General features: G+C 70.8%; 15 protein-coding genes. 6 read left to right on the forward strand and 9 right to left on the reverse strand.

From position 1 onward, the window contains the following. The 4 genes from ABZ532_RS28850 to pta all read right to left on the reverse strand — a co-directional run. Positions 1-2,882: RICIN domain-containing protein (locus tag ABZ532_RS28850; protein WP_361290051.1), on the reverse strand; the 2,882-nt coding region annotated here is incomplete at its 3' end. 760 nt (positions 2,883-3,642) lie between these two features. Further along, the gene (pyk, locus tag ABZ532_RS28855; protein WP_361290053.1) at positions 3,643-5,073 is read right to left on the reverse strand and encodes a pyruvate kinase; all 1,431 of its coding nucleotides are present in this window, start codon (positions 5,071-5,073) and stop codon (positions 3,643-3,645) included. A gap of 73 nt (positions 5,074-5,146) precedes the next feature. Next, the gene (locus ABZ532_RS28860) at positions 5,147-6,430 is read right to left on the reverse strand and encodes an acetate kinase (protein ID WP_361290056.1); all 1,284 of its coding nucleotides are present in this window, start codon (positions 6,428-6,430) and stop codon (positions 5,147-5,149) included. Further along, positions 6,427-8,508 carry a phosphate acetyltransferase gene (gene pta / locus ABZ532_RS28865; RefSeq protein ID WP_361290059.1) on the reverse strand — a complete coding sequence of 694 codons (2,082 nt, stop codon included), beginning with the start codon at positions 8,506-8,508 and terminating at the stop codon, positions 6,427-6,429. Before pta ends, ABZ532_RS28860 begins: the two co-directional genes overlap by 4 nt. Positions 8,509-8,758: 250 nt before the next feature. Between pta and ABZ532_RS28870 the strand changes: the two genes are divergently transcribed. Further along, positions 8,759-9,784 carry an ATP-dependent 6-phosphofructokinase gene (locus ABZ532_RS28870; RefSeq protein ID WP_361290062.1) on the forward strand — a complete coding sequence of 342 codons (1,026 nt, stop codon included), beginning with the start codon at positions 8,759-8,761 and terminating at the stop codon, positions 9,782-9,784. A 112-nt stretch (positions 9,785-9,896) separates the two neighbouring features. Here ABZ532_RS28870 and ABZ532_RS28875 read toward each other — a convergent pair whose 3' ends face one another. After that, positions 9,897-10,583, reverse strand: coding sequence for a response regulator (locus ABZ532_RS28875; protein WP_361290065.1), 687 nt, complete (start codon positions 10,581-10,583; stop codon positions 9,897-9,899). Between the two features lie 4 nt (positions 10,584-10,587). After that, positions 10,588-12,336 (reverse strand): ATP-binding protein, encoded by a 1,749-nt coding sequence (locus ABZ532_RS28880; protein ID WP_361290068.1) that lies wholly within the window; start codon positions 12,334-12,336, stop codon positions 10,588-10,590. Between the two features lie 128 nt (positions 12,337-12,464). Between ABZ532_RS28880 and ABZ532_RS28885 the strand changes: the two genes are divergently transcribed. From ABZ532_RS28885 to ABZ532_RS28895, 3 genes are all read left to right on the forward strand, one after another. Continuing rightward, positions 12,465-13,841: a cation:dicarboxylase symporter family transporter gene (locus ABZ532_RS28885; RefSeq protein WP_361290071.1), complete on the forward strand. Its 1,377-nt coding sequence runs from the start codon at positions 12,465-12,467 to the stop codon at positions 13,839-13,841. Positions 13,842-14,012: 171 nt separating this feature from the next. After that, complete coding sequence (locus tag ABZ532_RS28890) at positions 14,013-14,954, forward strand: helix-turn-helix domain-containing protein (RefSeq protein WP_361290074.1); 942 nt, start codon at positions 14,013-14,015, stop codon at positions 14,952-14,954. Positions 14,955-15,034: 80 nt separating this feature from the next. Then, positions 15,035-15,355, forward strand: a complete 321-nt coding sequence (locus tag ABZ532_RS28895) for a GYD domain-containing protein (RefSeq protein WP_361290077.1) — start codon at positions 15,035-15,037, stop codon at positions 15,353-15,355. A 31-nt stretch (positions 15,356-15,386) separates the two neighbouring features. On the opposite strand, the gene ABZ532_RS28900 is transcribed toward ABZ532_RS28895, so the two are convergent. Further along, complete coding sequence (locus tag ABZ532_RS28900; protein WP_361290080.1) at positions 15,387-16,280, reverse strand: aldo/keto reductase; 894 nt, start codon at positions 16,278-16,280, stop codon at positions 15,387-15,389. Then, entirely contained in the window at positions 16,277-17,200 is a 924-nt protein-coding gene (locus tag ABZ532_RS28905) for an NAD-dependent epimerase/dehydratase family protein (protein WP_361290083.1), read from the reverse strand. Before ABZ532_RS28905 ends, ABZ532_RS28900 begins: the two co-directional genes overlap by 4 nt. 84 nt (positions 17,201-17,284) lie before the next feature. Between ABZ532_RS28905 and ABZ532_RS28910 the strand changes: the two genes are divergently transcribed. Continuing rightward, positions 17,285-17,809 (forward strand): Lrp/AsnC family transcriptional regulator, encoded by a 525-nt coding sequence (locus ABZ532_RS28910; RefSeq protein WP_361290086.1) that lies wholly within the window; start codon positions 17,285-17,287, stop codon positions 17,807-17,809. On the opposite strand, the gene ABZ532_RS28915 is transcribed toward ABZ532_RS28910, so the two are convergent. Next, a complete protein-coding gene (locus ABZ532_RS28915) occupies positions 17,726-19,081 on the reverse strand; it encodes a DUF418 domain-containing protein (RefSeq protein WP_361290089.1) in 1,356 nt (451 codons plus the stop codon). The two genes, ABZ532_RS28910 and ABZ532_RS28915, sit on opposite strands and share 84 nt — an antisense overlap. Before the next feature lie 243 nt (positions 19,082-19,324). Between ABZ532_RS28915 and ABZ532_RS28920 the strand changes: the two genes are divergently transcribed. After that, positions 19,325-21,568, forward strand: coding sequence for a UvrD-helicase domain-containing protein (locus ABZ532_RS28920; protein ID WP_361290092.1), 2,244 nt, complete (start codon positions 19,325-19,327; stop codon positions 21,566-21,568). Positions 21,569-21,587: the final 19 nt, after the last annotated feature.

Below are 21,587 nucleotides of genomic sequence, written 5' to 3' on the forward strand. Positions count from 1 at the left end.
GGGGACCCGCGCTGGATCGCGTCGTTGGCGGGCTTGGCGACCTGGGCGGCGGCGTTGCCCGCGTCGACCGCGGCCTGCGCGGTGACATGGGCGAAACCGGCGGCCTTCGCCGAGGCCGCGAGGGCCTTGACGGCCTCCTTGTTCGCGTTGTCCGCCTCGGATTTGGCGGTCTTGGCTTCTTGCTCTGCTTGGTCGGCTGCCTTGACCGCGTAGTTTGCTTCGGTGGATGCGTGCTGGGATGCGTTGATGGCGTCGGCGGCGGCGCCGGTCGCGGTCCTGACGGCGGCGTCGGCGCGCAGCTTGGCGGCCTGGGCGGCGTCCGCGTTCGAACGTGCCCGCTTGGCCGCCGCTTCGGCGCGGGTGGCCGCGGCGTCCGCCTCGGCCGCAGCTTGCGTTGCAGCATCCGCCGCTGTCCGGGCCCGGCCGGCTGCCGCTTCGGCGTCGTCCGCGTGCTGGTCTGCTTCGTTAGCAGCCGCGCGAGCCGCGTCCGCCGCGTCGCCCGCTTCCAGGGAGTCAGCGTAGGCACCCTTGGCATCAGCTTTGGCGCGTGTGGCGTCGGCCCTCTGCTCGGCGTCCCAGGCGTCGTCCCGCTTGGCCTTGGCGTTGTCACGGGCCTTGACCGCGTCGTTCTTCCGCGCGAGGGCGGTCGACTCGGCGGCCTCCGCCTTCTCCTTGGCGTCCTGCGCGTTCGCCGCCTCGGCCTGCGCGGTCTTCTTGTGCTGGTTGGCTTCGGCCTGCTTGGCAGCGGCGGTCTCCTTCTCCGCCTTGGCCGTCTTCTCCTCGGCCTCGGCCGCAAGCCGCTTGGCGTGCGCGTCAGCAGCCGCCGCCTTCGCGTCCGCCTCCGCCTTCAGCGCGACGACAAGCTTCGCCTCCGCCGTCTCCTTGTCCTTCTTCGCGTTGTCCCGGTGCAGCTTCGCCGCATCCGCCGCCGCCTTCGCCTGCAACTCGGCCTTGTGCGCGGCCTCCTTACGGAACTCCGCGTTGACCTGCGCGGCCTGCGCCAAAGCCCGCTGCGCGATCGTGTCGCTGTCACTCGCGGAAGCACGGGTGGCCGCCTCAGCGGTCTCACCCGCCTTCACCATCGCCGTCAACGCGGCCACGATACCCTTGGTGACCTGTGCCTTCTGCTGACCCACCAGCAGACCACGACCCCGCGGCGCACCCGCCGCATCCGCGATCCCGTACGCCGCCTGCTCGGCCGCGTCCGACGCGGTGCCCGACTTCTTGGCGCTCTCCAGCTGCACCTTCAGCGCGGCCAGCTGCTTCTTCGCCGCCGCCTGCGTGTCGGTGACACCCTTCTTCGCCTTGTCGAACTGCGCTTTGTCCGGATAGGACAGACTGTCTGTGCCCTTGTGACCCGTCGGCTTGATCAGGAACTTCTGCGCACTGGTGCTCTTGCAGTCCCACAGCCGCGCGTCCGTGGCCTTGTCCAGGGTGCTGAAATCCAGGCACTTGCCCGTGGAGACGTTCTTCAGTGTCGTAGTGGCGCGTATGTCGCCCTGCCATGACTGGCTCTTGGACTTGTAACAGTCCGAGATCTGGATCTTCGTGCCGTTCGCGGACTTGCCCCCGGCTACATCCAGGCACTTCATCGAGCGCCCGTTGCGGATGTGGAGGTCGTCACCGGTGCCTTCGAGTTGCCAATCCTGATCGAAGCTGCCGTTGCAGGTGTAGATCTGAACTGCCGTGCCGCTGGCGTTGCTGTCACCCTCGACGTCCAGGCAGTTCCCCTTGGCACCGGGTACCTCGATCGCCACATAGCTGTCGCCGATCCAGCCCACGCCGCCCGCGGACCAGTAGTCCTGCCAGCGGGCCAGACGGTCGGCGATCCAGGAGTGGCCCAGCAGGTCACCCAGCGTCTTCGCACCTGCGGCCAGGGACTTGGTGGCGTCCTTGCCGGTAGTCAGGATCTGGTTGCGCTGGATCGCCTGGGAGGCGACCTCCTTCTGCCACTCCTGCGTGGCCGTGGTGGTCAGGACCCCCAGGACCTCGTTCGGGTCCATCGGGTCACGCCATGCGCAGGACGCGAAACGCGTCTTCAGGTCCTCCACCGCAATGCGATGCTCAGCCGTGCCCGGCTGCGGCGCCGCGCGCGGGAAGCCGCCGGAGGAGAGGAAGAGACGGGCGTTGTCCGCCCCCGTGGGCTCAAGAGACCAGTCGGACAGATGCTCGTAAGCACCGTGCTCGGCGCGCTGACGCTCCCACTCGGGCAGGGTCGGATCGGGGTCCTTGCCGTACAGCGGCGCGCCAAGGTCCTTGACGGCCTTGACCGTTGTCTTGTCGGCCCTGGGTGTGGGGTCCTCGTAGAAGTCGTGTTCGCTCTTCCAGAACCGGTCGGCGACCCAACTCGTCAGACCCGTCTGCTCATAGAAGGTGCCTTTGTCGTCCCCCGTTCCACCCGGGGGCTCGTCGAACTCCGCTATGGGGGGTTCTTCCAGCCCCTCAAGCGGCTTCTTCCAGCTACTCCAGAGTGAGTTGAGTGCGTCCATCTCCTTGGACGCGCTTTGCCGGTCCTTCTCGTACGCCTTGGCGAGCGGGGTGTCCTCCCAGTGCTCGCGGTTGGCCAGCTCGTGCAACTTGGCCTGCGACTGGTTCAGGCCGTCCTGCGCGGTCGCGGACATCGAAGCCCCGCCCAGGCGCAGTACGTCGGACATCAGACACTGGTCCTGCCGCAGCTGTTCCGCGGGAGTGTCCTCGTACCAGTCCCAGCTGTCGTCGACTGGGGCCATGCGGTCCCCGGCGTTCGGGCTGACCGCGCCAGGCTGGACGGCCACGCCACCGAGAACGGCCAGCGCGGCCACGGACGTGATGGCGGTGGTGAGGGCGGTGGATGAGCGTGATCTGGGGCTGAACAACCCCGGTCTGAATCGCAAAAGGGGCATCCTTCACAACGAACGTGAGCAGGCGGGGGCGACCGCCAGAAGAGAAAGGTGACGACAGACGCGGGTCAGTCAGCTGTTCCGGCGCAGGGGCACGGGCAGCAGGCGGCGGCGATCGAAGCCGCGTTCGCAGTGAGCCGGTCTCGCGACATGGCGATGCATCCCTCCCCGTGGCGGCACAGTCCCCCCGGCCGCCGAATGACGTGTGCGCGTCATGGTGGGGTGGTCAAGGCCCCATCCCGCGCGCGGCGTTCACCATAACCGCGGGTCAACGGGGCACGGCAAAGGGTATTCGGGAACGGTTGCGCCGTTCACGTCGCGCACCATGTGTAAATGCCAAGCTCACACCCGGAGTTACCTGTGTGAGGCATGTGAAGGTGACGTGTAGGTAACGAAGTCTTCCCGCCATGGGTCTGACCGGAAAATGCATATCTGTCACCAGGTGCTGCCGCAGCACGTCGCCTGTGTTCGCCGAGCGCGGCAGTCACTTGAACCGGAGTGCCCGGAGCCGTCGCAAGGACCGCGCGGTCGCATGCCCAGCGCCGAACCAGACGCAGCCCATGCAGCTGACAGCACCCCTCGAGCCTCCGCCGACGCGGACGCGGTGCGAGTGGCGCGTGGTCCCCTCTGGAGGTCCGGGTTGGCCCGGGTCGGGCGTCCCGCTGGGGTGCGGTGGGTCGGCCAGTACCTCCGTAACGGCGAAGGGGCGGTGCCCCGGTCCATGTGCGCGGACCAGGTCACCGCCCCTTCGCGATGGCAGGCGTCAGTGGTGCTTCTCGCCGCCCAGGTGGTGGACCCGCACCATGTTGGTGGTGCCGGGGATGCCGGGAGGGGAGCCGGCGGTGATGATCATGGTGTCGCCCTGGTTGAAGCGCTTCAGCTTCAGCAGGGCCGCGTCCACCAGGTCGACCATCGCGTCGGTGGTCTCGACGAACGGGGCGATGAAGGGTTCCACGCCCCAGCTCAGGGTGAGCTGGTTGCGGGTGTTCTCATCCGTCGTGAAGGCGAGGATCGCCTGCTCCGCGCGGTAGCGGGACAGGCGGCGGGCGGTGTCGCCGGACTGGGTGAAGGCGACAAGTGCGCGGCCGCCGAGGAAGTCGGCGATCTCGCAGGCGGCGCGGGCCACCGAACCGCCCTGGGTGCGGGGCTTCTTGCCGGGGACCAGGGGCTGGAGGCCCTTGGAGAGGAGCTCCTCCTCGGCTGCGGCGACGATCTTGGACATCGTCTTGACCGTCTCGATCGGGTACGCGCCCACGCTGGACTCGGCGGAGAGCATCACGGCGTCCGTGCCGTCCAGGATCGCGTTGGCGACGTCGGACGCCTCGGCGCGGGTCGGACGGGAGTTGGTGATCATCGACTCCATCATCTGGGTCGCCACGATCACCGGCTTGGCGTTGCGGCGGCACAGCTCGATGAGCCGCTTCTGCACCATCGGGACCCTTTCGAGCGGGTACTCGACGGCCAGGTCGCCGCGGGCCACCATCACGCCGTCGAAGGCCATGACGACGGCGTCCATGTTCTCGACGGCCTGCGGCTTCTCCACCTTGGCGATGACCGGGACCCGGCGGCCCTCGTCGTCCATCACCTTGTGGACGTCCTTGACGTCGCTGGCGTCCCGTACGAAGGACAACGCCACCAGGTCGCAGCCCATCCGCAGGGCGAAGCGGAGGTCCTCGACGTCTTTCTCGGACAGGGCCGGGACGTTGACCGCGGCACCGGGAAGGTTGATGCCCTTGTGGTCGGAGATGACACCGCCCTCGACCACGATCGTCTTCACCCGGGGGCCCTCGACCTCGACCACCCGCAGCTCGACGTTCCCGTCGTTGATCAGGACCTGGTCGCCCTTGGAGACGTCTCCGGGCAGGCCCTTGTACGTGGTGCCGCAGATGGACTTGTCACCGGGGACGTCCTCGGTGGTGATGGTGAACTCGTCACCGCGGACCAGCTCGACCGGTCCTTCGGCGAAGGTCTCGAGGCGGATCTTGGGGCCCTGGAGGTCGGCGAGCACACCGACGGGGCGGCCGGTTTCGGCCGCCGCCCTGCGGAGGCGGTCGTACCGCTCCTGGTGCTCTGCCTGGGTCCCGTGGCTCATGTTGAAACGGGCCACGTTCATGCCGGCCTCGATGAGCGCTTTCAGCTGCTCGTAAGAGTCGACGGCGGGGCCCAGTGTGCAGACGATTTTGGAACGGCGCATAAGGCGATCCTATCGGTTTGTTTCTAGCCGGAATATTCCGTCTGGTGAAAAGTACAAATGGGCGCTCTGCCGCTCAGGCGCGAAACTCTCCAGTAGGTGTGTTCCCGATGGTCGTGTGCCCGATCAGTGCGAAGGTCTGCCGGGCGATTTCCAGCTCCTCGTCCGTCGGCACCACTGCGACCGCGACCCGTGCGTGGGCCGGCGAGACGAGCCGCGGCTCACCCGACCGTACGGCGTTGAGCTCCGCGTCCAGCACAAGCCCCAGCTCCTCCAGACCGGCGATGGCAGCCTCCCGCACCTCGGCCGCGTTCTCACCGACCCCCGCCGTGAACACCACCGCGTCCACCCGGCCGAGTACCGCGTAATAGGCGCCGATGTATTTCCGCAGCCGGTGGACGTAGATCTCGAAGGCGAGCACCGCGGCGCGGTCGCCCTCACCGATCCGGCGGCGGATCTCCCGCATGTCGTTGTCGCCGCACAGCCCGATCAGACCGCTCTGCTTGTTGAGCAGGGTGTCGATCTCGTCCAGGGACATCCCGGCCACGCGGCCCAGGTGGAAGATCACGGCCGGGTCGAGATCACCCGAGCGGGTGCCCATGACCAGCCCCTCCAGCGGGGTCAGCCCCATCGAGGTGTCCACGCAGCGCCCGCCCGCGACCGCCGAGGCCGAGGCGCCGTTGCCCAGGTGCAGCACGATGACGTTGACGTCTTCGGGTGACCTGCCGAGCAGCTCGGCGGCCCGGCGCGAGACAAAGGCGTGCGAGGTGCCGTGGAAGCCGTAGCGCCGGATCTGGTGGGCGTCCGCGGTTGCGGTGTCGATCGCGTACCGCGCCGCGTGCTCCGGCATCGTCGTGTGGAAGGCGGTGTCGAACACCGCGACCTGCGGCAGATCCGGGCGCAGCGCCCGGGCGGTGCGGATACCGGTGATGTTCGCCGGGTTGTGCAGCGGCGCCACGGGGACGAGGCGCTCGATCTCCGCCAGCACCTCGTCGTCCACCACGGTGGGCGCGGTGAACCGCTGCCCGCCGTGCACCACCCGGTGGCCGATGGCGGCGAGTTCGGGGGAGTCCAGGCCGAGGCCGTCCTGTGCCAGCTCCTCGCCCATGGCCTTCAGCGCAGCGCCGTGGTCGGGGACGGGATCGGTACGCTCGCGCGTCCCGGCGTTCGGGCCCGCGGGTGCGGTGTGGACCAGCCGGGAGGTCTGCTCGCCGATGCGTTCGACCAGGCCGACGGCGAGCCGGGAGCCGTCGCGCATGTCGAGCAGCTGGTACTTGACCGAGGAGGAGCCGGAGTTCAGGACCAGGACGCGGGTCGCGGCAGGCGTCGTGGAGGCGGTGGAGGCAGTGGTGGCGGTCATGCGGGCAGCTCCTGGGCCTGGGACTGGATCGCGGTGATCGCGACCGTGTTGACGATGTCGCTGACCAGAGCGCCCCGCGAGAGGTCGTTGACCGGCTTGCGCAGTCCCTGGAGCACCGGTCCGACGGCCACGGCCCCGGCCGAACGCTGCACCGCCTTGTACGTGTTGTTGCCGGTGTTGAGGTCGGGGAAGACCAGCACCGTCGCCTGGCCCGCCACTTCGGACCCGGGCAGCTTCGTCGCTGCGACGGACGGCGCCACCGCGGCGTCGTACTGGATGGGACCCTCGATCTTCAGCTCGGGGTGGCGCTCCCGCACCAGCTTCGTCGCCTCGCGCACCTTGTCCACGTCGGCGCCCGAGCCCGAGCTGCCGGTGGAGTACGACAGCATCGCGATCCGCGGCTCCACGCCGAAACGCGCCGCGGTGGCCGCCGACTGCACGGCGATGTCGGCGAGTTGCTCGGCGTCCGGGTCCGGGTTGACCGCGCAGTCGCCGTACACCAGCACCTTGTCGGCGAGGCACATGAAGAACACCGAGGACACGATCCCGGCGCCCGGCCTGGTCTTGATGATCTCGAAGGCGGGGCGGATCGTCGCCGCCGTGGAGTGCACCGAACCGGACACCATGCCGTCGGCCAGGCCCTCCTGGACCATCAGGGTGCCGAAGTAGTTGACGTCCGCCACGACGTCGTGCGCCAGCTCCACGGACACACCGCGGTGGGCGCGCAGCTGCGCGTAGCGCTCGGCGAAACGCTCCCGCAGCTCGGAGCGCACCGGATCGATGATCTGCACGTCGCCGAGGTCGATACCGAGGTCGGCGGCCTTCTTGCGGATCGCCTCGGCGTCACCGAGCAGGGTCAGATCGCAGACGTTGCGGCGCTGCAGGACATCGGCCGCGCGCAGCACGCGCTCCTCGGTGCCTTCGGGCAGCACGACCCGGCGCCGGATGGCGCGGGCCTGCTCCAGCAGGTCGTGCTCGAACATCATCGGGGTGAGCCGGCCGGTGCGCGCGACCTCGACCCGGGCGAGCAGGCCGGCCGTGTCGACATGGCGCTCGAAGAGCCCGATCGCGGTCTCCGCCTTGCGGGGTGTGGCCGCGCTCAACCTGCCTTCCATCGCGAAGAGTTCGACAGCGGTGGGGAAGGAACCGCCGGGCACCGAGATCACCGGGGTGCCGGGTGCGAGCCGGGAGGCCAGGGTGAGGATCGAGTCGGCGGGCCGCTCGTCGAGGGTGAGCAGCAGACCCGCGATGGGCGGGGTGCCCGCGGAGTGCGCGGCGAGCGCCCCGACCACGAGGTCCGCGCGGTCACCCGGCGTGACGACCATGCAGCCGGGTGTCAGGGCCTTGAGTAGGTTCGGCAGCATCGCACCACCGAAGACGAAGCCGAGTGCGTCCCGGGCGAGCCCCGAGTCGTCCCCGAGCAGCACCTTCGCCCCCAGGGCCTGGGTGACCTGGGCGACCGTGGGCGCGGCCAGTGCCGGTTCGTCGGGTATCACGTAGCACGGGACGGGTACGCGGGCGGCCAGCCGCTCGGCGATCGCCTCGCGGTCCTGCGGCGCCACCCGGTTCGCGACCATCGCGAGGATGTCGCAGCCCAGGACCTCGTAGGCGCGGTGGGCGTTGCGGGTCTCCGCGCGTACCGACTCCGCCGTCTGGCCCTTGCCGCCCACCACGGCGATCACGGACGCGCCGAATTCGTTGGCCAGCCTGGCGTTCAGCGCGAGTTCGTCGGGGAGTTGGGTCTCGTGGAAGTCCGTGCCGAGCACGAGCACCACTTCGTGGTCCCGTGCCACCGAGAGGAACCGCTCCACGAGCTGGGACACCAGCTCGTCAGTGCCCTTCTCGGCCTGGAGAGCGGCGGCATCGTCGTAGGTCATGCCGTACACGGAAGCCGGATCCTGGGAGAGCCGGTAGCGGACGCGCAGGAGATCGAACAGCCGGTCGGGCCCGTCGTGCATCAGGGGCCGGAACACGCCCACGCGGTCCACCTGCCGGGTCAGGAGCTCCATCACCCCCAGCTCCACCACCTGCCGGCCGTCGCCGCGGTCGATCCCGGTCACGTACACGCTGCGCGCCACGCGTGATCTCCTGTTCCTGCCTCGAGTGCGGTGTGTCGTCCTGGGCGTGTGCCACCGGCAATCTGACGTGCGGGAACACCCCCGATAGGGTGGCATCGCCCTCTTGACAGTACCCCCGGGCGTGGGTAGAGCGCCCGCCGCGTGCCACTGGAGTGCGCCGGCGGCCCGGCGTGGAAGAATCGACAGTGGCGCTCTATGCACGAGTGATGCTGCATGCACCGGCGATCGGAAGATCGGGAGAGACGGCACGATGCGTATCGGAGTCCTCACCGCCGGCGGCGACTGCCCGGGCCTGAACGCAGTGATCCGGTCGGTCGTGCACCGCGCCATGACCGGCTACGACGATGAAGTCATCGGTTTCGAGGACGGGTTCAAGGGCCTCCTCGACGGTCACTGCCGCTCCCTCGACCTCGACGCCGTCAGCGGCATCCTGGCTCGCGGCGGCACCATCCTCGGCTCCGCACGCCTCGAACGCGCCCGGCTCCGGGAAGCCGCCGAGAACTGCGCCGAGTTGGCTCTTCGGTACGGCATCGACGTGCTGATCCCGATCGGCGGCGAGGGCACCCTCAGCGCCGCCCGGATGCTGTCCGAGGCCGGGATGCCCGTCGTCGGAGTGCCGAAGACCATCGACAACGACATCTCGGCGACCGACCGCACCTTCGGTTTCGACACCGCGGTGATGGTTGCCACCGAGGCGATAGACCGCCTCAAGACCACAGCCGAGTCACACCAGCGGGTCATGGTGGTCGAGGTGATGGGACGGCACGCGGGCTGGATCGCGCTGGAGTCGGGAATGGCGGGCGGCGCTCACGGGATCTGTCTGCCCGAACGCCCCTTCGAGGTCGACGACCTGGTGAAGATGGTCGAGGAACGCTTCGCCCGCGGCAAGAAGTTCGCGGTCATCTGCGTCGCCGAGGGCGCGCACCCCGTTCAGGGCTCCATGGACTACCGCAGGGGTGAGATCGACCAGTACGGCCACGAGCGCTTCCTGGGCATCGGCGGACGCCTCGCCGTCGAGCTGGAACGCAGACTCGGCAAGGAGGCCAAGCCCGTGATCCTGGGGCATGTCCAGCGCGGCGGGGTGCCCACCGCGTACGACAGGGTGCTCGCGACCCGCTTCGGCTGGCACGCCGTGGAGGCGGCGCACCAGGGCGACTTCGGCAAGATGACCGCGCTGCGCGGCACGCAGGTGGTGCTGGTGCCGCTGGCGGAGGCCGTCACCCGGCTGAAGACGGTGCCGCAGGACCGGGTCCACGAGGCGGAGTCGGTCTTCTGAGTCGGTCTACAGGGCCCGCACGGGCCCCGGCATCCAGCCGGGACTTGATCGGGTTGCGCCGATCACTCCCCCGCGTCCGCATGCCGGTACGGGCCCGGGGCGGGCCGTGTGGTCACCGGCCGGACGGGAGCCAGCGGTACTGGAGCTCGGGACGGCCGATCTGCCCGTACTGCGGACTGCGGTCCGCCCGGCCCGACGACACCAGGTGTTCCAGATAGCGGCGTGCGGTGATCCGGGAGATCCCCACGGCGCTCCCGGCCTCGGCGGCGGTGAGACCACCGGGGGAGTCCCGCAGCGTACGGGTGACGGCCTCCAGCGTGGGGCCGCTCAGACCCTTGGGGAGCGCGGCGGGCTGCGGCGTGCGCAGGGTCGCGAGAGCCCGGTCCACATCGTCCTGGCCGGCGGCCTCGCCCGCGGTGGCGCGGAACTCGGCGTACCGGACGAGGCGGTCGCGCAGGGTCGCGAAGGTGAACGGTTTCAGGACGTACTGGACCACCCCGAGCGACACACCCTCGCGGACGACGGCGAGGTCACGGGCAGAGGTGACGGCGATGACATCCGCCGCGTGGCCCGCCGCCCGGAGCGAACGCAGCAGCTGGAGCCCGTGCCCGTCAGGGAGGTACAGATCCAGCAGGATCAGATCGACGGGGGTCCGCTCGAGCAGCCGGTGCGCCCCGGCTCGCGAGTGGGCCACCCCGGCGACGCCGAATCCGGCCACGCGTCCGACGTAGAGCGCGTGCGCGTCGGCCGCGACGGGGTCGTCCTCGACGACGAGCACGCGGACGTTCTGGGCGCTCATACGCTCACCCTCCTGACCCCGTCGGCTCTCCGGCGTGCAAGGGCAGCCGTACGGTGAACCGGGCGCCGCCGTCCGGGCCCCGGGCGATCTCCACGGTGCCGCGGCCCCGGTGCGCGGCCTGACGTACGAGGGCGAGGCCCAGGCCCCTGCCCGGCCCCCGGGTCGACCACCCGCGCTCGAACACGGCGTCCACGTCCGCCGATCGCACCCCCGGACCGCTGTCGCCGACGCACAGGACGAGTTCGCCCACGTCGGCGCGGGCGGAGACGGTGACACGCGCCCGCGTCGACGGGGACGCGCCCGTACGCGCACCGGGCTCCTCCTCACCGGCCGGTGGGTCCGGTGCCATCGATGCCGCCTCCACCGCGTTGTCGATGAGATTGCCCAGGATGGTCACCAGATCGCGCGGCGGCAGCCACGGTGGCAGCACCCCGTCGTCGATACGGCTGTCCTCGGTGAGGACCAGCTCCACACCGCTCTCGTTGGCCTGGGCGGCCTTGCCCAGCAGAAGGGCGGCGAGCACCGGTTCTCCGACCGCGCTCACCACGCGGTCCGTGAGTGCCTGGGCCAGCTCCAGTTCAGCGGTCGCGAACCGGACCGCCTCGTCCGCGCGGTCCAGTTCGATCAGCGAGACCACGGTGTGCAGGCGGTTCGCGGCCTCATGGGCCTGGGCGCGCAGTGCCTGGGTGAAGCCCCGCTCCGAGTCCAGCTCGCCCGTGAGGGACTGGAGCTCGGTGTGGTCCCGCAGGGTCACCACCGTGCCCCTGCGTTCCCCGCCGACCACCGGCTGGGTGGAGACCACCAGCACGCGGTCCGCGGTCAAATGCAGCTCGTCCACCCGTGCCTCGCTGGCCAGCAGAGCGCCCGTGAGTCCCGGCGGCAGGCCGAGTTCGGCCGGGCCGCGTCCGACGGCACCCGGACCGAGGCCCAGCAGTTCCCGTGCGCCGTCGTTGATCAGCGCGATCCGCCGCTGCCCGTCCAGCATCAGCAGCCCTTCGCGCAGCGCGTGCAGGGTAGCCTCGTGGTAGTCGTGCAACCGGCTGAGCTCGGCCGCGTTCATCCCGTGCGTGTGCCGCCGCAGCCGGGCGTTGACCACATACGTGCCCGCACCGCCCAGCACCAGCGCGGCTCCCGCCATCCCCAGCAGCGCGGTGAGCTGCTGACGCACCTGCGCGCTGATCCGGTCGATGGTGATGCCCGCGCTGACGAGTGCGACGATCCGGCCGCCGTCCCGCACCGGGGTCACCGTCCGCACCGACAGCCCAAGCACACCCTCGTGGGTCTCGGAGAAGGTCCGGCCGCGCAGTGCCTCGTCGGTGTGCCCGATGTAGGTGCGGCCGATCTGCTGCGGCTCCGGATGCGTCCATCGGGTCCCGTTCGGCGCCATGATCACCACGAAGTCGACGCCCGAGTCCCTGCGGACCCGCTCCGCGTAGGGCTGGAGCGCTTCGCTGGGGCGCGCCACGCCGCTGTCCGCGCCGCCTGCCGCGCCGTCCGCCGGTCGTCCGCGACCGGTCGTGCCGGCGGCGGCCGTCGGCGTGACGGCCTGCCGCGCCGTCGCGACGACCGACGGCGAGTCGGCCACCGCCGTCGCGGTCGCCACCGTCTGCCGCCGCGCGGTCTCCTCCGCCTGGTCCCGGTCGGTGAGATACGCGAATACGGCGCACCCGGCCACGACCGCGGCGACCAGGACGACCTGCATCGCGAAGAGCTGGCCGGCGAGGCTCCGCGGTCGGGGGCGCCTTATGTGCATGCCGTAAGTCTGCACGGCCGCTTTCGTGTGAACGAAACGTACGCAAGGGTGACCGGCGTCACAGCGTGGTGGATAGTCGCGGCAGTCCAACGGGACGTGGACATTCACCAGGCCGAGGAGGAATCCCCGTGGCAACCGCACCAGCAACCGCACGGCGGGACCGTACGCACTACCTGTATCTCGCCGTCATCGGTGCCGTCGCCCTCGGCATCATCGTGGGCTTCGCGGCCCCCGGCGTGGCCGTCGAGCTCAAGCCGTTGGGCACCGGCTTTGTGAACCTGATCAAGATGATGATCTCCCCGATCATCTTCTGCACGATCGTGCTCGGCGTGGGTTCGGTCCGCAAGGCCGCCAAGGTCGGCGCGGTCGGGGGGCTCGCCCTCGGCTACTTCCTGGTGATGTCCACCATCGCCCTCGGGATCGGCCTGGTCGTCGGCAACATCCTGGAGCCCGGTTCCGGCCTTCATCTCACCGAGGCCGCGAGGGCCGCGGGCGAGAAGCAGGCGGCCGGCGCCGGCGAGGGCACCGTGGACTTCCTGCTGGGGGTCATCCCGAAGACCCTGGTGTCCGCCTTCACCGAGGGCGAGGTCCTCCAGACACTGCTGGTCGCCCTGCTGACCGGCTTCGCCCTCCAGGCCATGGGCACGGCCGGCGAGCCGGTCCTGCGCGGCATCGGCAACATCCAGCGCCTTGTCTTCCGAGTCCTCGCGATGATCATGTGGGCCGCTCCGGTGGGGGCCTTCGGCGCGATCGCCGCGGTGGTGGGCGAGACCGGTGTCGACGCCCTGAAGTCGCTCGCCGTCATCATGATCGGCTTCTATCTGACCTGCGCGGTCTTCGTGCTGGTGGTCCTGGGCACGCTGCTGCGGCTGGCCGCCGGGGTGAACCTGTTCGCGCTCCTCAGGTACCTGGGCCGGGAGTTCCTGCTGATCCTCTCCACCTCGTCGTCGGAGTCCGCGCTGCCGCGCCTGATCGCGAAGATGGAGCATCTGGGTGTCTCGAAGCCCGTGGTCGGCATCACCGTGCCGACCGGCTACTCCTTCAACCTGGACGGCACAGCGATCTATCTGACGATGGGCTCGCTGTTCGTCGCCGAGGCGATGGGCACCCCGCTGTCGGTGGGCGAGCAGATCTCGCTGCTGGTCTTCATGGTCATCGCGTCCAAGGGCGCGGCGGGCGTCACCGGAGCCGGACTGGCGACACTGGCGGGCGGCCTCCAGTCGCACAAGCCCGCGCTGGTCGACGGGGTCGGTCTCATCGTCGGCATCGACCGCTTCATGAGCGAGGCCCGTGCCCTGACCAACTTCGCGGGGAACGCGGTGGCGACCGTGCTCATCGGCACCTGGACCAAGGAGATCGACAAGGAGCGCGTGGCCGAGGTGCTCGCCGGGCGGGCACCGTTCGACGAGCGGACCCTGATGGACGACCATGCGCCCGCGTCGGTGGGTGACGTACCGGAGCAGCGCGAGGAGCCGGTGCCGACGGCGCCGGTCGCGAAGGTCTGAACCCGCTGAGGGCCCCGGCGCCGACGCGCCGGGGCCCGTCGGGGTGTTCAGACCGGGAACGAGAACAGCGCGCAGGTCGTCGTCCCGTGCGCGTACAGCTTCCCGTCCTCGACCCCCACGACCCGGCGCTCCGCCGTGGCCGTCGTACGCCCCACGTGCAGCGCCGTTCCCGTGACCCGCAGTGGCGGATTCGGCTCCGGACTGTCCGCGATCCTCGACGTGCTGCACTCCGCCAACGCCATGCGCGGTGAGCTTCCGCAGCCGCCGCCCGAGTGGGACATCCGCACGGTGGGATTCCGCCGCCGGGTGAGCACCGGGGTGGGCCGCACCGTGCCGACGGAGCCGGTCGAAGCCGTCCGCGAGAGCGAACTGCTGATCGTGCCCGCGGTCACCGAGCGCCGCCCCGCGAGCCTGGTCTCGTACGTGTCCGGGAACGGGGCCCGCGCGGCACGGGGCCTGCTCGCCGAGGTCCGGTCGGCGGGCACCCCGATCGCCTCCGCCTGCACCTTCCTGCTGGCGGAGTCCGGTGTGTTCGACGGGCAGCGGGCGACGACGAGCTGGTGGCTGTCACCGGTGTTCCGGGCCCGCTACCCGGCCGTCGACCTGGACGAGACGACCATGGTCACGGTGTCCGGAGGCATCACCACGGCGGGCGCCGCCTTCTCCCACCTCGATCTCGCCCTGTCGATCGTCCGCACGGCCAGCCCCGCCCTCGCGGACCTCGTCTCCCGCTACCTCGTGCTCGACGACCGCCCCTCCCAGGCCGCGTACACCATCCCCGCCGCGCGCGCCCAGAGCGATCCCACCGTCGCGGCCTTCGAACGCTGGGCCCGTGAGCACCTCCACGAACCCCTTGTGGTCTCCGAGGCCGCCCGCGCCCTCGGCATCAGCGAGCGCACCCTGCAGCGGGCCGTCTCCCGCACCCTGGGCACCACGCCGGTCCGCTTCGTCCAGGACCTGCGTGTGGAGCAGGCGACCCACCTGCTGCGCACCACATCGCTCCCGCTCCCCGTCATCGCCCGCCGCGTGGGCCACGAGAACCCGGGCACCCTCCGCCTGCTGCTGCGCACCCGCGCGGGCACCACGGCCACCCATCTGCGCGGCCGAGCCTGAGTGGCCGGTCAGCTCCCCGTGCCCGAAGGTGAGACCGAGATCGCGCCGCCCCGCGGGGCGCCGGACGACGGGAGCACCGGATGCCGAAGTACCTGATCCAGTCGAGCTACACCGCCGAGGGCACCCGGGGCCTGATGGCCGAGGGCGGTACGGGCCGCAAGGAGGCCGTCGAGCGGGTCCTCCGCTCGTGCGGAGGCACCCTCGAATGGATGTACTACGCCATCGGAAGCGACGATCTGTACGTCGTCGCCGACATGCCCGACGAGGCCTCCTTGGTCGCCACCTCCATGGCGGCACGCGCGACGGGCGCCGTGACCTCGCGGGCCGTACCGCTGCTGAGCCCGGAGGACATGGACGCGGCAGTCCGGAAGACGGTCGACTTCCGCGCACCGGGCACCTGATCGCGGGCGGGCCCGGTCGTTCCGGCCGGGCTCAGTCCAGGCCCAGCAGCGCCCGTTCGCCCTCCTCCAGCACGAGCCCGGCAGCCGCGGCCGAATCCCGCACCGACTCCGGCCGGCTCGCTCCGGGGATGGGGATGACCACGGGCGACCGTGCAAGCAGCCAGGCTAGTGCCACCCGCTGCGGGCTCACCCCGCGCTCCCGGGCCACCCGGTGGAAGGCGGCGAACGCCGGGTCCGGTCCCTGGCGCGAGGCGCCGTCGAGGGAGCTTCGGGAGATGCCGCCGAGGGGGCTCCAGGGCAGGAAGGCCAGGCCCAGTTCGGTGCACAGGCGCAGTTCCGGCTCGCTGTCGCGGATGGCCGGCGAGTAGCGGTTCTGGACCGAGACCAGCCGGTCGCCGAGGATCTCCCTGGCCTGGCGGATCTGTGCCGTGTCCGCGTTGGAGATTCCGGCCAGTCCGATCGTCCCCTCGTCCAGCAACTCGCTCATCGCGCCCAGGGATTCCTCGTACGGCACGGCCGGATCGGGCTTGTGCAGCTGGTAGAGCCCGATCGCCTCGACACCCAGCCGGCTCGCCGACTCCCGTGCGGCGCGCTTGAGATGCCCGGGGTCGCCGTTGACCGACCAGTCGCCGTCGGGGGTGCGGCCGCGGCCGCCCTTGGTGGTGATCAGTACGCCGTCCGTGCCGCCGCCGTACGAGCTGAGCGCGCGTGCCACCAACTCCTCGCCCAGACCCGTGCGTTCACCCGGTGGATGGTACGAGTCGGCGGTGTCGATCAGCGTCACGCCGGCGTCGAGCGCGGCGTGGATCGTGGCCACCGCCCGCGCCTCGCCAGGATGGCCCTCGATGGAGAGCGGCATCGCCCCCAGGCCGACGGGCCAGACCTGCCGGCCGCCGATCGCACGCCGAGTGGTCCCGACCGTCATCCCCGCACCTCCGCAGCATGTGCGCCGGCGGTCTCGGCGATCGCACGCGCCAGCCACTCCCTGCTGTCGCCGAAGCGGAAACCGAGCTGCTCCGCCCGGGAGTTGTCCATTCCGTACGAGCGCGTGAACGAGAACGGGGACAGCTCCCCGTCCCCGCCCACCACCTCGAAGCGGGCCGTCCCGCCGATGGACCCGGTCAGCGCGGCGCAGATGTCGTCCGTGCCGAGCCGCCCGTGCGCCGCCGCGTTCACCGGGCCGGTGAAGTCGGCGCGCAGCACCCAGTCCAGGAACGCGGCGATCTCCTCGACGTACACATAGGTGGCGGTACGGTTCACGGCCGGTACGGCGATCGGCTCGCCCGCCCGGATCCGCTCGGCGTAGTGGTCGATGCGGCCGGTGAAGTCGTCGGCGCCGCCCAGCACATGGGCGACCCGCACGGCCACGTACGGGAACACCGGCCCCGCCGCGAACACGGCCTCCGCCTGCCGCTTTCCCTCGCCGTAGTGCGCCTCCCGGAAGTCCGTGTCGTCCCACGGCAGAGCGAGATCGACCGCGACCGTGCGCGGATCGACGGTCTCCTCGCGGATCAGGCCCGCGGAGTCCTGGTGCTCGTACACCTCGACCGTCGAGGTCATCACATAGCGGCCGGTACGCCCGGCGAAAACCCGCCGCGCGATCTCCGCCTGCCGCGGTGTGTAGCAGACCTGGTCGACCACGGCGTCGAAGCTCCGGTCGCCGAGCGCCGCAGTCAGGGCCGACTCGTCGTCCCGGTCCGCGACCAGGTGCTCGGCGCCTTCCGGCGGTGCGCAGGAGCCGCGGTTGATGACGGTGACGCGTACGCCCGCGTCCAACAGGCGCTGGATCAGCCGTTTCCCGAAGTACCGGTTGCCACCGATGACACACACATCTCGGACATCCATGTCGTCCCCCTGTCACTCCCGTCGCCTGCTTCGCGCCGGGATCACCAGTGTTACGTTGACGGCCCGCTCCATGAAGGGGGAGACATGGGAGTTCAGGCTTCCGCGCCGAAAGAACAACGGCATTCGCGCGCAGCCGCCGAGGAAACCCCGGGGAGCTCCTTCGACCGGGTCGACCGGCACATTCTGGAGATCATCCAGGCGGACGGCCGGATCACCCTGAGCGAGCTCGGCAGGCGTGTCAGCCTGAGCCCGGCCGCCGTCGGGGAGCGGGTGCGGCGGCTGGAGGCGAGCGGCGCGATCACCGGCTACGGCGCGTATGTCTCACCGGCGCGGCTCGGCTACGGGATCCGGGCCTTCATCCGGGTCAGTCCGTACGGGGGTTACGGCCTCAGCCACCCGCGCTCCCAGGATCTCTTCGCCAGGCCCGAGGTCCTGGAGGTCCATCACGTCGTCGGCGAGGACTGCTGGATCCTCAAGGTCGCCACGACGGACACCGTGCATCTGGAGGACGTCCTGGAGCAGACCTCAGCGCTTGGGCGTACGACGACCTCGATCGTGCTCTCCTCGCCTCTGGAGCGCCGGCCCCTGCTGCCCGCCGACCGGAGCTGACCGGCTCCGGCCGTCCGGGGTCCTCGCCCCGTACATCAGCCGCCGCAACACCACCTCCGCGGGCCCCCTGCGCCCGCGGCGCTCCAGGGCGGCGGCGCCGGCCACCGTCACCAACCAGACCCCCAGGGCGAACAGCGCCATGCCGGCACTGCTCAGATGGGCCCCGAGGCCGAGGCCCCAGGCCGCCAGCAGCGGGGCGAAGAGCAGCGAATGGGCCAGGTAGCAGGAAAGGGAGCGCTTGCCGACCGCGGACACGGCCAGCAGGGCGGTTGCTCCCCGGCGCCGCGGACGACGGGTCCACCAGTGAGCGAAGAGGGTGATGGCGGCGACATAGCCGAGCCCGCCCGCCGTGCCGGTGAACTGCTGGAGCCCGCTGAGCACCCCCGTCTGGCTCTGGGCGGCGTCCGTGGCCTCGATCGCCCCGACATGGGCGAGTGCGGCGGGCAGCCCGCCCAGCCAGCCGACCGCGATTCCGGCGACGGCGGTGAAGCGCAGCAGCGGCATGTACCGCCCGGGCTGCTCCAGGACGCCCCGGCGCGCAGCCAGGAAGCCGAGCAGGAAGATCAGGTGCGCTCCGCCCAGCCAGGTGAGCGGGACGCCCGCCAGGGTGATGAACAGCGAGGTGGACAAACGGGTTCCGGCGGCGGTGAGCCAGTCGTCCTCACCGCTCGCATAGGCCAGGTGCGCCGGCTCGGCACCGGGGTCGCCGGTCGTGGTCAGCTCGCCCTGGACCGCCGCGACGACGAACGGCACCACCTCCACCAGCAGTTGCTGCGCGACGGCGATGCCCGCCCACCACTTCAGGGCGCGGTCGCTGCGCCGGAGGAGGAACCAGCCGAGGAGCAGGCTGATCAGCCCGTAGTAGCCGAGGATGTCGCCGGACATCAGCAGGGTGGCGTGGGCGACACCGATGACGAACAGCCAGAGGCTGCGCCTGCGCAGCACCCCCACCGCGGCCCGTTCGGAGGTTCCCGCGGCGGTCTGGCGCAGGAAGACCTGCGTCATGCCGTAGCCGAAGAGAAACGCGAAGAGCGGGTAGGCCCGCCCGTCCAGCGCGGTCATCATGGCGAACTGGACGGCACGGTCGGGCCAGGAGCCGTCCGCCGGCTGCCAGCCGGAGGCCCCGCGGGGGGCCGCCCACAGGTGGAACGCCGTATTGGACAGCACGATCAACAGCAGCATGATCCCGCGCGCGAGATCGGGTGCGAAGGCGCGTTCCCGGGACAGGACGGCGCCCCTCAGCAACGGCGGGGCAGGGGTCTCGACGGTCATGAGGCCACGCTAGGAACGCCGTTGCTCATGTCCCATCCGTCTTCGGTCGCCGCTGGGCCGACCAAAGTATGCGGCTGCCTGGAAGCGTGAGGCACGAGCGGCAGGAGACATGGGCGAACAGAAATGCCCCGGCCGAATTGACGGCCGGGGCATTTCTTCGCGTATATTTGATGATTCCGTGTGCGGGCACGCCAAAAACGCGGGAAACTCGAATAGCTGAACTCTAACGCGTCGGGAGCTGAATTGTCAACTGAGGAATTGCGGCAGGAGCAACAATTCGTCTCCGTCGTCCATGAGCGGCTGGACCAGCTCAGGGCGGAGGCCGAGACCGCCGCGTCCGCCGCCGTCCAGCAGGCGGGGACGGGGCGTCAGGCGCGCGTCGAACGGGACATCGCGGTGATCGAGCACTCCGCCACGCTCGCCGCGCTCAACGCCGCTGACGCCGGGCTGTGCTTCGGGCGGATCGACCACCGGGACGGTGTGACCCATCACATCGGACGCACCGGTATCCGCCGCGACGACCGCGAGCGCACCCCGCTGCTGATCGACTGGCGGGCTCCCGTGGCGCGGCCGTTCTATCTCGCGACCGGATACGCGCCCATGGGCCTGCGCCGACGCCGGCACATCACCACAGAGGGGCGCACCGTCACCGCCCTGCACGACGAGATCATGGACCTCAACGACACCACCCGCACCGGGTACGAGTCGCACGACGCCGACGAGGTGCTGCTGGCCTCCCTCAACAGCGCCCGCACCGGTCGGATGGCGGACATCGTCGCCACCATCCAGGCCGAGCAGGACCAGATCATCCGCGCCCCGCAGCACGGCGTGCTCGTGGTCGAGGGCGGGCCCGGCACCGGCAAGACCGCCGTCGCGCTGCACCGTGCCGCGTATCTGCTGTACGCGCACCGGGAGCAGCTCGCCAAGCGGGCGGTGCTGATCGTCGGCCCCAACCCCGCGTTCCTCGGCTACATCGGCGAGGTGCTGCCCTCGCTCGGTGAGACGGGTGTGCTCCTCGCGACCATCGGCGAGCTGTTCCCCGGAGTGCACGCCACCGGCACCGAAAGCCCCGCCGCCGCGGCCGTGAAGGGCCACGCCGGTATGGCGCGCGTACTCGCCGAAGCGGTCAGGGACCGGCAGCGGGTGCCCGACAAGGACGAGCCCATCGTCATCCCGCACGACGACGGCGAGCTGATCCTCGACTGGGACATGGCCGTCGAGGCCCGGCACAAGGCCCGCGAGACGGGACTGCCGCACAATCTCGCCCGCCCCTACTTCGTCTTCCACCTCATCGACGACCTCACCACCCAGCTCGTGGACCGCATCGGCGCCGACCCCTACGGCGGCCCCAACTTCCTCGGCCCCGACGACATCGCCCAGCTGGGCAGGGGCATCGCCGCCAGCGCCGACGTGCACTCCGTGATCGCCTCGCTGTGGCCGCCGCTCACCCCGCGCGAGTTCCTCGCCGGCTTCCTCGCGGACCCGGCGCATCTGGACGACGACGAGGCCGCACTGATCCGCCGCGCCCACGGCGAGTGGACACCCGCCGACGTACCCCTGTTGGACGAGGTGGCGGAGCTGCTGGGAGAGGACGACTCCGCCGCCCGCGCCGCCGCCGAGGCCGAGCGCTCCCGCCAGATCGCCTACGCGCAGGGGGTACTCGACGTCTCGTACGCCTCCCGTACCTACGAGTTCGAGGACAAGGAGGACGTCGACGCCGACGCGTCCGAGGTGCTGTCCGCCCATGACGTCATCGATGCCGAGCGCATGGCCGAGCGGCACTCGGAGCGCGACCACCGCAGCGCCGCCGAGCGCGCCGCCGCCGACCGCACCTGGGCTTTCGGGCACATCATCGTGGACGAGGCCCAGGAGCTGTCCGCAATGGCGTGGCGGCTGCTGATGCGGCGCAGTCCCAGCCGCTCCATGACCCTGGTGGGCGACCCGGCGCAGACCGCCGATGCGGCGGGGTGCGGATCGTGGCGGGACATCCTCGGACCGTACGTCCAGGACCGCTGGCAACACACCAGACTCGGGGTCAACTACCGCACGCCCGCCGAGATCATGGAGCTTGCCGCGGCCGCGCGGCGGGCGAACCACCCGGGCTTCGAACCGCCGGAGTCCGTACGGTCGACCGGGACCAGGCCCTGGGCCGAACGGGTCGCGGAGGGGGAGCTGGCCGCCGCCGTGCTCGCGGCCGCGGAGCGGGAGAAGCCCGCCGAAGGGCGGCTGGCGGTGATCGCGCCGTCTGAGCTGCACGGGGAGCTGCGGGCGCTCGGTGAGGCGGCGACCGTGGACCTGACCCGTTCGGTGGTGCTGCTGGACCCGAGGCAGGCGAAGGGCCTGGAGTTCGACGCCGTGATCGTGGTGGAGCCCGGACGCTTCGGGGAGAGCGACCTGTACGTGGCGCTGACCCGTGCCACCCAGCGGCTGGGGCTGGTGCACACGGGCGAACTGCCCGCAGGGTTCGCGGGACAGCTGGCGCGGTGAGCGTACGGGGCGAGCCGGC

The sequence above is a fragment of the Streptomyces sp. NPDC019396 genome, assembly GCF_040632375.1.
In the GTDB taxonomy this organism is placed as follows: domain Bacteria; phylum Actinomycetota; class Actinomycetes; order Streptomycetales; family Streptomycetaceae; genus Streptomyces.